At 54.2% G+C, this 13,966-nt stretch carries 13 protein-coding genes; 12 read left to right on the top strand and 1 reads right to left on the bottom strand.

Annotation, left to right across the window (positions count from 1 at the left end):
- Positions 1-264 precede the first annotated feature (264 nt).
- From MXMO3_RS04490 to MXMO3_RS04440, 11 genes are all read left to right on the top strand, one after another.
- On the top strand, positions 265-1,815 hold the full coding sequence (locus MXMO3_RS04490) for a flagellar hook-length control protein FliK (protein WP_162889130.1): 1,551 nt from the start codon (positions 265-267) through the stop codon (positions 1,813-1,815).
- An 11-nt stretch (positions 1,816-1,826) separates the two neighbouring features.
- On the top strand, positions 1,827-2,504 hold the full coding sequence (locus MXMO3_RS04485; protein WP_117395075.1) for a flagellar hook assembly protein FlgD: 678 nt from the start codon (positions 1,827-1,829) through the stop codon (positions 2,502-2,504).
- A 147-nt stretch (positions 2,505-2,651) separates the two neighbouring features.
- Complete coding sequence (gene sciP, locus MXMO3_RS04480; protein WP_027834889.1) at positions 2,652-2,930, top strand: CtrA inhibitor SciP; 279 nt, start codon at positions 2,652-2,654, stop codon at positions 2,928-2,930.
- 217 nt (positions 2,931-3,147) lie between these two features.
- Positions 3,148-4,782, top strand: a complete 1,635-nt coding sequence (gene fliF, locus MXMO3_RS04475; protein ID WP_084634111.1) for a flagellar basal-body MS-ring/collar protein FliF — start codon at positions 3,148-3,150, stop codon at positions 4,780-4,782.
- Between the two features lie 2 nt (positions 4,783-4,784).
- Positions 4,785-5,852 (top strand): flagellar motor switch protein FliG, encoded by a 1,068-nt coding sequence (gene fliG, locus MXMO3_RS04470; RefSeq protein ID WP_027834891.1) that lies wholly within the window; start codon positions 4,785-4,787, stop codon positions 5,850-5,852.
- Between the two features lie 3 nt (positions 5,853-5,855).
- Positions 5,856-6,566: a FliH/SctL family protein gene (locus MXMO3_RS04465; RefSeq protein ID WP_051213596.1), complete on the top strand. Its 711-nt coding sequence runs from the start codon at positions 5,856-5,858 to the stop codon at positions 6,564-6,566.
- A complete protein-coding gene (gene fliN, locus MXMO3_RS04460; RefSeq protein WP_027834892.1) occupies positions 6,566-6,931 on the top strand; it encodes a flagellar motor switch protein FliN in 366 nt (121 codons plus the stop codon). Before MXMO3_RS04465 ends, fliN begins: the two co-directional genes overlap by 1 nt.
- 10 nt (positions 6,932-6,941) lie before the next feature.
- Complete coding sequence (flbD, locus tag MXMO3_RS04455) at positions 6,942-8,312, top strand: sigma-54-dependent transcriptional regulator FlbD (RefSeq protein ID WP_027834893.1); 1,371 nt, start codon at positions 6,942-6,944, stop codon at positions 8,310-8,312.
- 19 nt (positions 8,313-8,331) lie between these two features.
- Complete coding sequence (gene flhA / locus MXMO3_RS04450; RefSeq protein ID WP_205468078.1) at positions 8,332-10,470, top strand: flagellar biosynthesis protein FlhA; 2,139 nt, start codon at positions 8,332-8,334, stop codon at positions 10,468-10,470.
- 9 nt (positions 10,471-10,479) lie between these two features.
- A complete protein-coding gene (locus MXMO3_RS04445) occupies positions 10,480-10,842 on the top strand; it encodes a GFA family protein (protein WP_117395074.1) in 363 nt (120 codons plus the stop codon).
- An 83-nt stretch (positions 10,843-10,925) separates the two neighbouring features.
- Positions 10,926-11,642, top strand: a complete 717-nt coding sequence (locus tag MXMO3_RS04440; protein ID WP_117395073.1) for a hypothetical protein — start codon at positions 10,926-10,928, stop codon at positions 11,640-11,642.
- A gap of 30 nt (positions 11,643-11,672) precedes the next feature.
- On the opposite strand, the gene MXMO3_RS04435 is transcribed toward MXMO3_RS04440, so the two are convergent.
- A complete protein-coding gene (locus MXMO3_RS04435) occupies positions 11,673-12,890 on the bottom strand; it encodes an MFS transporter (RefSeq protein WP_117395072.1) in 1,218 nt (405 codons plus the stop codon).
- Between the two features lie 164 nt (positions 12,891-13,054).
- Here MXMO3_RS04435 and MXMO3_RS04430 point away from each other — a divergent pair, with 164 nt between their 5' ends.
- The gene (locus tag MXMO3_RS04430) at positions 13,055-13,864 is read left to right on the top strand and encodes an RNA polymerase sigma factor (protein WP_117395071.1); all 810 of its coding nucleotides are present in this window, start codon (positions 13,055-13,057) and stop codon (positions 13,862-13,864) included.
- Positions 13,865-13,966 lie beyond the last annotated feature (102 nt).

Genomic DNA, 13,966 nt, shown 5'->3' with positions numbered 1-13,966 from the left:
ATCCTAATTGGGGTTAAGGGCCAACGGATAAGCATCGGCTTTTAGCAGCGACAGCTTCCCAATTCAATCATTTTGATGGCGCCCGATGGGCAAGAAATGCCCAATGGCCCGGCCAATTCTGCCGTCTTATGCAGTTTGCACAGTTTCAGCTGACACCCAAATGTGATTTTAATGAATATATTCAAGTATTTATATAATTTCTCAAAACTGGCCCATTACTTGCATCACTAAAACCGGATATCTCTATTTCAAGTGGAATTGATCGTGCAAGTTGGTCTACAAAACACACCATTGGTTGATTTTCTCGGCGGCAATGTAAGCGCTGAAGCCTCGGTTGAAGGCGACGGCAGCTCTGGCTTTGAAGCAATTTTGGGCGCGCTGATCGGCGGCGACAATAAAGACATGCGCGCAGCCGTCAGCCTGAAAGCTGAAATGGGACCGCTCACCGGCGCCGGCAAACTCGAGTTGGACACCGCCAAGGTGAAGGCAGCGTTGGAAAAGCTAAAAGAAGCCCTTTCCCCCATCGCGGCCGCCTTTGATGCACTGTTGATGCCCGACCCGCAGCAAATCAGCAAAGCCCAAGACGCTTTTGCCGAATTGGCCGCTGCCGTGAACAATCACTCGAAGCGCTATGATGCCGCCAGCACACTGCCCATGGGCATGTTTGCCGACCAATTTGGTGCCCTGCGCCAGGCGGAAACAGCAAAAGGCCCGGGCAATTTGATGCAACTGGGCAAAATGCTCTCACGGCTTGATACTTTGCTCGGCGATTTCAGCCCGGAAAACGCGTTGCAAAAAGCTGACGTGCAACTCAGTGCGGCCGCAACCGATGGCGAGCAAGCCGCTGCACAAAAGGAAAACGCCAAGCTCTCGCTCAACATTCACCAAATGATCGGACGGTTGGAAGAATTGTCTGAAAAACTGCCGGAAACCGCGCAAGCTGCCATCGCCAAGCTGGTGGAGAAAAAGACAGCGCAACTGCCCACTGCTGCCAACACCGCGCCATCCACCGACGCAGAGGGCGAAGTGGACCCCTTGGCCAAACTGATGGCCAGCGGCGAAGAGGCCTCCACCCAGAAGGCTTTGCAAAACGGCTCCAGCTCAAACCTCATTAGCGCCGCCCTTGAGGGGCAGGACGCTGAGGCCAAGCCCGAATTTAGCCAAAGTCTGAAAGCCGCTGCTGCTGAAAACAAATTAATGGCTGATCAACGCTATGCGGCGCAAAACGCCACGGCAAATTTGAACCAATCGGCCCAACTGGCCAGCGAGCTGGATTCCACAGAAACCAGTGTCGATAAAATATTGAATATTCAGCGCACCGAAACCCTGCACCAAAACCAAATTCATCTGGATAAGGTCGCGCATCAGCAGTCACCGCAAAAGCAGATCAACCTGCCAGCCCTCGCCTTTGAAGTGGTGCGGCAAATCCGCAATGGCGCCCAACAATTCGAAATTCGCCTCAATCCCCCTGAAATGGGCAAAATCGACGTGCAGCTCGAAATGGACGGTAAGAACGTCACCGCGCGGCTAACAGTTGAACGCGCTGAAACGCTCGACTTCCTGCAACGCGATCAACGCGCCCTTGAACGCGCCTTGCAGCAGGCCGGCTTGAACACCGACAAAGCCAATTTGCAGTTCTCATTGAAGCAAGATCAAAATGGCAGCCAGGGTCAACAATTTGGCCAAAATGGCGGCGATCAGAACGCAGCAGGCAATGACAATTCTGAGATCGCATCAGAAAACAGCATCACCGAAAATCCATCCTTGGTATTGCGCGGCACCGCGCGGCCGGATGGATTAAACCTTTGGGTTTAGGAGCATAATGTATGGTTTATCCAGCACAATCAGCTGCGGCAGGATCTAGCTTTGGCACCGCACCATCGGAACTAGATTCCTCGCGCAAGACAATTGCGGGAAATTTCGACACGTTCCTGTCGATTTTGACCACACAATTGAAACACCAAAACCCGCTTGATCCGCTGGACACCAACCAGTTCACGTCCCAAATGGTGGAATTCACCGGCGTTGAACAGCAGCTCAAAACCAATGAGTTTTTGGAAACCCTAATTGCGACCAATCAACAGAATTTCACCTCCCAAGCCGTCTCCTATATCGGCAAGGAAGTGACCGCGTTCTCCAATCAGGCCGACCTTAAAGGTGGCAACGCCACTTGGACCTATGGCATGACCGAAGACGCTGCCGAGGCCACCATCACCATTAAAAACAGCGCCGGGGCCGTGGTCTTCACGGAAAAGAAACCCCTTGATGGCGGTGAAAATGATTACACATGGGATGGCAAAACATCTGATGGCGCCATTGCGCCCGAGGGCAAATATTCCATCTCGATCGACGCGATAAACGCCAATGGTGGCAAGATCGACAATTACACCATGACCTCGGGCGTGGTGCAAACAGTTGACTTTGCAGGACAAGAACCAATTTTGGTCGTTAATGGGACAAAAGTGGAGCTTTCCGCTGTCGCAAAAGTGGGATTGCCCGCCTAAGTCAAACTAAATAACCGCCGCAATCCGGGGCGTTGCCTGCATTTTTCTCAACTCTTAATCAAATCTGACCAGAGCCTTAGCCAAATTTTAAGAGCATAGGGCTAGTCTCTAGCTATTAGTTTTGGTCAGGTTTGAGTAGTGAGTAAAATGACCGCACAGATGCGTCCACGAGTAAAATATGTCATCGGACCCGATGGCAGCCCGTTAACAATTGCCGATCTTCCTCCAACCAATACTAAGCGTTGGGTGATCCGTCGAAAAGCAGAAGTCGTTGCCGCGGTACGTGGTGGTTTGTTAAGTCTTGAAGAGGCTTGCACCCGCTACACACTTAGCGTTGATGAATTTCTGAACTGGCAAGCCTCAATCGATAAACATGGCTTAGCCGGGTTGCGCACAACATGGGTGCAACATTATCGCGAGTCATAAACGGACCCGATAGGCAAAAATCGCTTTAACGCGACAACAATCATTCAAAAGCCCGCCATTTTTGGCGGGCTTTTGTGTTTTACCCTACTTTTTTCCCAAATTAATGCACTTTGCGCAATTGGTTAATACAATGTTTACCTTCTACTAGGTAATTTTTGCCGAGTGGGGATTTTATGGCTTTTCCCTCGAATCAGACTTTTGTAACGCGGGTGGTATTGTGAATAGTTTTTCAGCGATTATGGCGAGGATGGGATTGGCACGGGTGGCAGCGATGGCTGTAACTGCGGTGCTCATGATCGGCTTTTTCGCATTTTTGATTTTCCGTGTGTCCACACCACAAATGGCACCGGTCTATACGGGCCTTTCTTTTGACGATTCCGCCGCCATCACCAAAGAATTGCGCGCCATGGGCATTCCCTTTGAAATTAAAGGGGATGGCGAAGCCATTTCTGTGCCGCGTGACCAGATCACCAACATCCGCATGCAACTGGCTGAAAGCGGCCTGCCCTCCCGCGGACAAGTCGGTTATGAAATCTTTGACCAACAAAACACATTGGGCGCCACCAGCTTCGTGCAAAACGTTAATCACTTGCGCGCGCTTGAAGGCGAGTTGGCCCGCACCATCTCGTCCCTCGCCCGCGTAAAATCTGCCCGCGTGCACCTGGTGTTGCCAGAGCGCGAACTGTTCCGCCGCGAAGCCAAACAACCTTCAGCCTCGATCGCGCTAGAAGTGCGCGGCGCCCTCTCCACCGGCGAAATTCGTTCGGTACAACATTTGATCGCCTCAGCCGTGGATGGCTTGAGCCCCAACATGGTCTCCATTGTCGACAATTCAGGCAAATTGCTCGCCGCAGGCACCCAAGGCGATGAAGAAACCATGCTCACCACCGCCATTGAAGAACGGACATTGGCCGTAGAAACCCGGTTGCGCAATCGCTTGGAAGGCCTGTTGGAAAATGTGGTTGGTGCAGGCCGCGCCCGTGTGCAAGTGAGCGCCGAGCTGGACATGAACCGCTTGACCCGCACCTCGGAAAGCTTCGACCCCAACGGCCAAGTGGTGCGTTCAGCCCAAACCCGCGAATTGGCCAATGAAGCGCAGGGCCCGGCTAACAATGGCCAGGTTTCTGTTGCCAACGAATTGCCCGGCGCAACGCAAAATGCGGGTGAAAACGGCGGCAGCTCAGAGCAGTCCTCAACAACTGAAGAAACCATCAACTACGAAATCTCCCGCGTGACCGAAACAGAGATTATCGAAGCAGGTGCTCTAAAGCGTCTGTCTGTGGCAGTTGTTGTGGATGGTGTGTATGAAAGCACACCAGAGGGCAACGCAACCTACGCCCCCCGGTCACAAGAAGAGATCAACCAAATCCGCGATTTGGTCAATTCAGCCATTGGCTTTAACGCCGACCGTGGCGACCAGGTTGAAGTGGTCAACATGCAATTTGCTGAGCGCCCTGAACTGACATTTGAGCCATCAGAATCCAGCATTTTCGACTTCACCCGCGACGACCTGTTTGCGGCAGTCGAGATGGCTGTTACACTGTTGATTGCCCTCGCTCTCGTATTCTTTGTCATGCGGCCGCTGATCAAGCGTGTGCTTGAACCGGAAGATCAAACACCGCTTTTGATGGCCGCCGCTGAAGCCGCCGCTGCGGAAAAGGCAAACGCCCAGATTGAAGAGAGCTCAGGTGGCATGGGCAAAAAGGGCGCGGCCAAAGATGAATGGCTGGACGAAGTTCAAAGCCTTGGACAGGCCCAAGTCCAAGCCATTGAAAAAGTTGGAACCCTGGTCGAGGAAAACCCGAAGCAGGCCTCCATGATCATCCGTAACTGGTTAAGTCAGGCAGCGTAAGTATGGCCGAAGGACAAGCAAATCAAGTCACAAACACCGGCAACCAACTGGTTGTTGAAGAGGGCGCAAACCAGCGTGAACTTGCAGGTGATGAAAAAGCCGCCGTGCTGTTGCTGGCGCTTGGCCCTGATTATGGCAAACCCATTTTTCAGGAGCTGGACGATATTGAAATCCGCCAGCTTTCACGCGCCATGTCCCAGTTGGGCCCGATCACCCAAGACATGCTCGATACGCTTTTTGTGCAATTTATCACCAGTCTGACCACCAATGGCGATCTGTCAGGTAACGTCGATTCCACCGAACGGCTGCTGCTCTCCTTCCTATCGCAGGAGCGGGTGGACATGATCATGGAAGAAATTCGCGGCCCGGCCGGCCGGAACATCTGGGAAAAACTGTCAAATGTTCAAGAAGACGTTTTGGCCAGCTTTTTGAAAAATGAATATCCGCAAACAATTTCTGTGGTGCTGACCAAGATCTCAACGGAACACGCCTCAAAAGTGCTGGCGAACTTGCCCGATGAGTTGGCCCTGGACGTGGTGCAGCGCATGTTGGCCATTGAACCCGTGCAAAAGGAAATTGTCGAGAAAATCGAAACCACCTTGCGCACCGAATTTATGTCGACCCTGTCGCACACCCGCCGCCGCGACAGCCATGAACAAATGGCCGACATCTTTAACGCCTTCGATCGGCAAACTGAGGCCCGCTTCCTCACCGCTTTGGAAGAACGTGATCTTGAATCTGCCGAACGTATTAAAGCCCTGATGTTTACATTCGAAGATTTGGGCAATTTGGACGGCACCGCCATCCAAACCGTGTTGCAGCAAGTGGAAAAACCATTGCTCACTTTGGCATTGAAAGGCGCAAACGACGAAACCAAAGAGAAGTTCTTGGCCAATATGTCAGCCCGCGCTGCCAAGATGATGCGCGACGATATGGACGCCATGGGGCCTGTGCGGCTTAAAGATGTGGATGAGGCCCAATCTGGCATGGTGAACCTGGCCAAAGATTTGGCCGCGAAGGGCGAGATTGTCATCACTAAAGGCGGCAACCAAGAAGAGATGATTGGATAGGTGATGGCCCAACCCGCAAAATTCAACTTTGATTTGGACCTTTCAAAGGCCACCCGTGACTCGCAATTGATTGAGGATAAAGAGCTCAATCAAATGCTAGAGCGTGCCCGTGCTGAAGGCCACGCCCAGGGCTATGCCGAAGGCGAACAAAGCGCGCAAACAGTGGCGTTGCAACAAATTGTGGCCGCAACCCAAAGCCTGGCCAACCAAGCCGGGGCCTTTAGCCAGGCCATGGACAAAGCCCAGAACGAGCATTTGGCCACCGCTGCCCAAATGGGGGCAACTGTGGGTAAAAAACTTGCCGCTCATTTGGTGGCGGCACAGCCCGAGACAGAAATTAAAGCCCTGTTGACCGACAGCCTGTCAACTTTGGGCAAGGCAGGCCATGTCGCCATTCGCTGCAATGAAGAATTGAGCACACACATCAAAGAGATTGCTGAAGAACATGCCGCCAATTCTGGCTTTGAAGGCCGCTTAATCATTTTAGGCGAACCCGACATTCCCCCCGGCGATTGCCGGATCGAATGGTCTGACGGGGGATTGGTGCGCGAATTCGCCACCATAGCCGAACAAATTGAGGGCAAGGTGGCCCAATATGTGCAGGCAAAAACCGGCCGCGCCCCCCATCCCGAAACTGCCAATGCAACTGATCAGCACCAAGAGGCAACACATGATTTGCCTGATGCGGACATGTTGATTGGAGAGGAAGTATAATGAGCGATACCGACGATCCCATCGAAAATGAAGATGGCCCTTCTCTAGCAGATATGGCCGATCAACTCGAAGAGATGCAACCTGGCGCCAGCGATACGCAGCAGGAAAGCAATGTGGAGAAAAACGCCTCCGATCTGGAAGCTGTTTTTGATGTGCCCGTGCGCATTTCTGCTGTGTTGGGCCGCACCCGCATGCCGGTCGCCAAATTGCTGCAAATGGATGCGGGCACCATTGTCGAGCTAGATCGGCAAGTGGGCGAGGCCATTGATATTTATGTAAATGATCGCCTGGTGGCGCGTGGTGAAATTGTGCTTGTGGAAAACAAACTCGGCATCACCATGACCGAAATCATCAAGGCGAATTAGGAGTGATAAAATGCGACTTCTGATTATTGGCGCACTCGAAGGCCAATTAAGCGAAGCGACCAAACTGGCGATGGAAGGCGGCGCGAAAGTCGCCCACGCCGATAGCATCGAGGTTGCGCTGGCCAGCCTGCGCGCCGGACGCGGGGCAGACCTGTTGCTCGCCGATGTTATGGCCGATATTCCGGGCCTGTTGGCCGCGCTCGAGGCCGAACGCATCCACATTCCCGTGGTTGCCTGTGGCACAGAAACTAATGCAGCGGCGGCCGTAAACGCCATTCGCGCTGGCGCAAAAGAATATATACCCTTGCCGCCAGATGCGGAACTGATCGCCGCCATCATTCAGGCCGTCGCACGCGAAAATTCTGATTTTGTGCATCGTGATCCAGCCATGGCCAAACTGGTCAAACTGGCGGACCAAATCGCACCCTCTGACGCGAGCGTGTTGATCACGGGGGAAAGCGGCACCGGCAAGGAAGTGATTGCCAAATATGTGCACACCCATTCCAAGCGCGCTGCCAAACCATTCATTTCGATCAACTGCGCCGCCATCCCGGACAATTTGCTGGAATCTGAACTGTTCGGCCACGAAAAAGGCGCCTTCACTGGCGCCGTTGGCCGCCGGATTGGTAAATTCGAAGAAGCCAATGGCGGCACATTGCTGCTGGACGAAATCTCGGAAATGGACGTGCGGCTGCAAGCCAAATTGCTACGCGCCATCCAAGAGCGGGTGATTGACCGCGTGGGCGGCAACAAGCCTGTGCCCGTCGATATCCGCATCTTGGCCACCTCCAACCGCGATTTGACCCAGAGCGTCAAAGACGGTCATTTCCGGGAAGATTTGCTGTTCCGACTGAATGTGGTGAATTTGAAAATCCCCGCCCTGCGCGAACGCCCCGGTGACATTCCTGTGTTGGCCGAGCATTTCATCAAGAAATACGCGCAAGCCAATGGCGTGGAGGAACGCCCCCTCTCCCAAGACGCCCGCCAAGAATTGGTGCGCGCGCCATGGCCGGGCAATGTGCGTGAGTTGGAAAACACACTGCACCGCGCGGTGTTGTTGGCCACTGAAGATGAAATCGATGCAGAAGCCATTCGCTTGCCAGATGGCACCGGCCTTGCTGATGCGGCCGCCGCCAACAATTTGGCCGCACAGGCTGCGCAAACGGCTGAAACCGCCGCGCGCGCAATGGTGGGCCGCACCGTTGCGGATGTGGAAAAAGAATTGATCCTCGACACGCTGGACCATTGCTTGGGCAATCGCACCCACGCCTCCAACATTCTGGGGATATCTATCCGAACATTGCGCAACAAGCTCAACCAATATGCTCAAGATGGGGAAATGATCCCCGCGCCGGGCGAGAATCGCGGCAGTGCAGCATAATCAAAGGCAACAACGGTAAATGAGCGACAGCCAAACCACCGAAACAACTGAGCAACCAGTACGCACAAGCGGCTTTCCTTCGATCGGCCGCATGATCGAGCTGGTGCGTCAGGGTGACTTTGCCCTCGCCATTGGTGTAATCTCCATCCTTGTGGTGCTGATCATGCCTATGCCAGCCATCATGCTCGATATGCTGCTGGCCGTGTCCATCGTGTTCTCTGTTTTGATCATGATGACAACCTTGTTTATCCGCACACCGCTCGAATTTTCCGCCTTTCCCACCGTGTTGCTGATCGCCGCCATGATGCGACTGGCGCTCAATCTGGCGTCCACCCGCCTGATCCTGGCCAATGGCCATTTGGGTACTGACGCCGCGGGCAATGTGATTGAGGCCTTCGGCAACTTCGTGATGCAGGGCAACTTCGTCATCGGTATTATCGTTTTTGCCATCCTGATCATTGTGAACTTCATCGTGATCACCAAAGGTTCTGGCCGGATCGCGGAAGTAGCTGCCCGCTTCACCTTGGACGCAATGCCCGGCAAGCAAATGGCGATTGACGCCGACCTGTCTGCTGGCCTGATTGACGAAAACCAAGCCCGCACCCGCCGGAAAAATCTTGAAGATGAAAGCTCTTTCTTCGGCGCCATGGACGGTGCCTCGAAATTCGTGCGTGGCGATGCCATCGCTGGGCTTTTGATCACCTTCATCAATATCGTTGCCGGGATCATTATCGGCGTCGGGCAACAACAATTGTCGCTCAACGAAGCGGCCAATAATTATACATTGTTGACCGTGGGCGATGGGCTGGTCTCGCAGATTCCGGCCCTGATCGTTTCCACCGCCGCAGGCTTGCTGGTCTCCAAAGCCGGTGTGACCGGCAGCGCCAACCAAGCTTTGGGCGAACAATTCTCCGGCTATCCCCGTGCATTGGGCATGACCGCCGGTGTAATGGCACTTATGGCCATTTTGCCGGGTATGCCCGCCATTCCCTTTTTGGCCCTGGCTGGCGGCATGGGCTATCTCGCCTATCGATCACGCGGCAAGATTGACAAGAAAGCCGCCGACGAGTTGGCTGAACAAACCGCCAAAGACGTGGAAGCCGATCCAAAAACCAAAGAGCCGCCGATCACTGACGCGTTGAAAATGGACGAGCTGAAGCTTGAGCTGGGCTATGGCCTGTTGTCCATGGTCAAGGAAGATGAGACTGGCACCGACCGCTTGACCGAACAGATCAAAGCGCTGCGCCGCCAACTGGCCACAGATATGGGCATTTTGATGCCTTCCGTGCGCATCCTCGACAATATGCAATTGCAGCCGAACCAATATGTGGTGCGCATCAAGGAAGTGGATTCTGGCGGCGGCGAGGTTTACCCCTCCCAATATATGGTGATGGACCCGATGGGCAATCAAATCGACATGCCCGGCACCCACACCATCGAGCCCACATTCGGACTGCCGGCCACCTGGATTGACAGTGGCCTGCGCGATGAGGCGGAGATCAAAGGCTATACCATTGTGGACCCTGCCTCGGTCATCTCCACCCATTTGACCGAGATTTTGAAGTCCAATGTCTCAGACCTTCTGTCCTACGCAAATGTGCAGGAACTGTTGAACAATCTTCCGTCCGAACAGCAAAAGCTGGTCGACGATATTGTGCCAAACCTGATTTCCGTTTCCGGCATTCAACGCGTGCTGCAAATCTTGCTGGGCGAGCGTATTTCCATTCGCGATCTGCCCACCATTCTTGAAGGTGTCGCCGAAGTTGCCGGCAGCGCAGCAACGGCCAAACAAATGGCCGAACATGTCCGCACCCGCCTATCCCGCCAATTGTGTGCCGCCAATTCTGGCCCTGATGGTAATTTGCCCATCATCACCCTGTCCCATGATTGGGAAAGCGATTTCGCGGACGCCATGGTGGGCGAAGGCAGCGAGCGACATCTCGCCATGGCGCCGTCGCGGCTGCATGAATTTATCCAAGCCGTGCAACAGGCCTTTGAAGAAGCCGCGCAAGTGGGCGAACTGCCCGTGTTGATCACCTCACCCTCTATCCGCCCGCATGTGCGCTCCATCATCGAGCGCTTCCGGCCACAAACTGTGGTGATGAGCCAGAACGAAGTGCACCCGCGCGCCAAGCTGAAAACCATCGGTAGCATCTAGGAGCGTGACATGATTAAGGGCACCTGCCATTGCGGCCAAATCTCTTATGAATTTAACGACACGCCGCCCTATGCCAATCGCTGCAATTGCTCGATCTGCCGCCGCCTCGGCACCTTGTGGATCTATTCAGATGCCAGCAACATCAAGCTTGAAGGGCTGGATGACAGCACCAGCATCTCCTATTCCCATGGGGATCAGGAGTTGGATTTCCGCACCTGCAACAGATGCGGCACGACCATATTGTGGCAGCAACTGGCCACCCCAGGCGAAGGCCGCATGGCCGTCAATCTGAATATGGCCGATCTCGACGTGGTCAACAGCATCCGCATCCGCCATTTTGACGGCGCGGATACGTGGACCCATCTGGATTAGGACCACCGCCCCCCGCAAACTTGCAGCCTATGGGAATTCACGTAGAATACGCTCATATTTAAGTCATTTTTGAGCGAAAAATTATGCGTGCCTTTTTGCTATTGGCCTTCTTTGCTATCGTAGCGCCAGCATTTGCCCTCGATTGGTCCTTTAAGGTTCATCCACATCCGCTCTTCGACGAACTGACCCAAGATGAACATGATGCGATCTTTGCGGCCATACGGGATGAAAGTGAGCGCGAATGCGCCAAGGCGCAGCGCCTGCAATTTCAAATATACCTGAAGCGCTATCCTTCATTTGCAGACACAGGCACTAGCGAAAGCCGGAAAAAGGCCTGGCTGCACCATGTTCTGGGAACGCCATTGGATGTGGAACGCACCTGCATATTGTTCGCCGAAGTCTCAAAGCTTATGGACCTCACAAAAAATGCAGAAGAGACTGACTTCTTCTTCTGTGGCAAATTTTCCCGTCCCCCTGAATCCGCCAAAGAAGAAGAGATCGCCACCCTAATCCGCGAAATTTTCGGCTATATCCAGACGGATGAACCGGGCCGCGCCAACAAATTTCTCAGCTACAACGCCATCGGCCCCATCATCGAATTGCACCCGGATATCGAATATTATTATCGCGCACGCTTTACCCCGCCCGACTATATCGACAAGAAAAAAGTCATGCGCCAAACCGTGCACCCCAACCACACCATCTCCCCCAAACGCAGGACGGAACTGGACCAAGCGATTGAAGCGGGGGATGTGCAGCGGGTGATCGACATAATGGGCGATTGCTTTCGGTCCAAATAGGACTTCCGCCCATTGCGACGAAGGTGAGGACTAGCTGGCCAAAGGCGGTGCTGTGTACCTGACCATTAACGCCCGGCCCGCCCCGCAAAGGGCAAAGACCAACAAAAGGGCCGCGATCACCCCATAAAGGCCGTTAAAGCCATAGCGGGTGATCAAAGCCATGCTGGCGAAGGGCGAGATGATCTGTCCCAGAAACACCGACATGGTGAGCAGGCCGCCAGCGCGGCCGCGATGTTGCGCGGGGGTGACTTTTAAGGCGATGGCGACAAAATTAGGCATGACCGATGCAAAGCCCCAGCCCACCAGAATGGCGCCGATCAGGGCCAGCCAGAAATTGGCGGCCACCATCAACACCAGAAAACCTACGGCCATAATGCCATAGCCGAGGCCAAGCGTACCCGCTGCGCCAATGCGTTTGTGCAGGCGGGCATAAAGCAGCGCCGCAATGCCGCCGGATATGGTGAGCGCGCCGAGCACATTGCCGGTGGCCAGTGCCGGGTCCAGCCCCAGGCTTTTCAAAAAGAAGGGCAATTGGGTGGGCATCACAAAAAAGATCAGGCTGGTCAGCATTTGCAACAGGATCATGCCAAGCAAGACTAATTGCCAGCCCGGTTGTGGCGCAGGTCGGGCATTAGCACCGGCAGCCCGTTGCGCAGCGCTCAGGCGCGGTGGATCGACGATCACCCGCCACATCAGTGGCAAAAACAGTGCAGCCAGCCCATAAAGCAAAAAGGCATATTCCGGCGCAATCGCCGCCAGCATCCCGGCCAAAAAGATCGCGACAAAGCCGCCAAAATTGCGGGCGGAAATTTGCAGCCCCATCAATTGCTGGCGTTGGTCGCCTTCAAAATAGTCGCCAATCAAGGCGGTTTGCGCTGTCATGATCAGCGCCACAGCCACGCCCATCACCAGACGGGAGACGAAGATACTGTTCAAATCCGGCAGGATCACGCCCGCCAAACCACTGAGCACAAATAGTATAACGCCGGACAATAGCAGCATCCTTCGCCCGACTTGATCGGCCAATATGCCGACAAAAGGCGCAAACAGCACCACGCTGATGGAGGGCGCAGGCACCAATAACCGCGTTAGCAGTTCCACCTGCGGATGATCGGCAAAGCGCAGTTCCAACCCGGCCAGCGCCGGGCTGATGGTGGCATTGGCCATGGTGGTGAGCGTGGCGGCCAACAACAGAGCGATGCCGCGCGGGTCGCGCAAAACGGAGGGCAAAGACAGAGAAAAAGGCATAGCTTATTCCTTCAAAAAGTGAGCCATGCCCTTTCATCTACAACTTCAAGTCAAGTTGAGGTCAAGCGCTTTTCCATCACGCCACATCAACTTTTTTTAAAAAAGCTGTCACACTTGGTCACCAATTGCTGTCTAACTCTTCATCAACACGCGAGGCGAACAAGATGACGCAAGAGATTTCGACACATATTGAAAACGCACAGCAAGGCGATGCGGCGGCACTGGATCATGTGGTGCGCCATTGCCAAGACCGCGTGCATCGGCTCGCCCTGCGCATGTTGGCGGATGAAGATCAGGCGCTTGATGCCACCCAGGAAATCCTTATTCGCATTGTCACCAAGCTCTCCACTTTTCGCGGGGAGGCAAAATTTGACACCTGGGCCTATCGCATCGCCACCAATTATTTGCTGACCGCACGAAAAGTGCGGGCCAATGACCCGGCGTTGACGTTCAATCAGTTTGCCAGCGATTTGACGCAAGATCTGGTGGACGATCAGAACGCCGCGCCAGACGACCACACCATGATCAATGAGTTTCGCATCAAATGCACAATGGCCATGGGCCTATGCCTCGACCGGAACCATCGCGCCGCCTATGTGTTGGGCGACATTTTCGAGCTGGAGCACAAAGAGGCAGCTGAAGTTTTGGAGATCGAACCCGCCACCTTCCGCAAGCGATTGTCACGCGCTAGAGACAAAATTGTCGCCTTTACCGCGCAATCTTGCGGGCTGGCCAATCCCAAAGCGCCCTGCCGCTGCAACAAGAAACTGCCGCATGCCTTGGCCACAGGCTGCGTTGCGCACAAACCCAACCCGATCTTTGCCGACGCGCCCAGTTACGCAGAGGCCAAAGAATATGCCCAAACCACCGTGGACGCACTTTTGGCCAGCAAATTACAAAATGCCACCGGATCGCTCAAATCACCAAAAGACTTTGCACGTGAGATTTTGAGCCTGGTGGAACCGCAGCACTAACCCCCAACCAACTCAACCAAATCGGAGAATTTGATGAACCGTGTTTTCACCCGGGTGGCTTCGCTCGCCCTAATTTTGACCTCAACCCTTAATGCAAATGCA

This window comes from Maritalea myrionectae (assembly GCF_003433515.1).
GTDB classification, from domain to species: Bacteria; Pseudomonadota; Alphaproteobacteria; order Rhizobiales; family Devosiaceae; genus Maritalea; species Maritalea myrionectae.
This window is presented reverse-complemented; position numbering and strand designations above follow the sequence as displayed.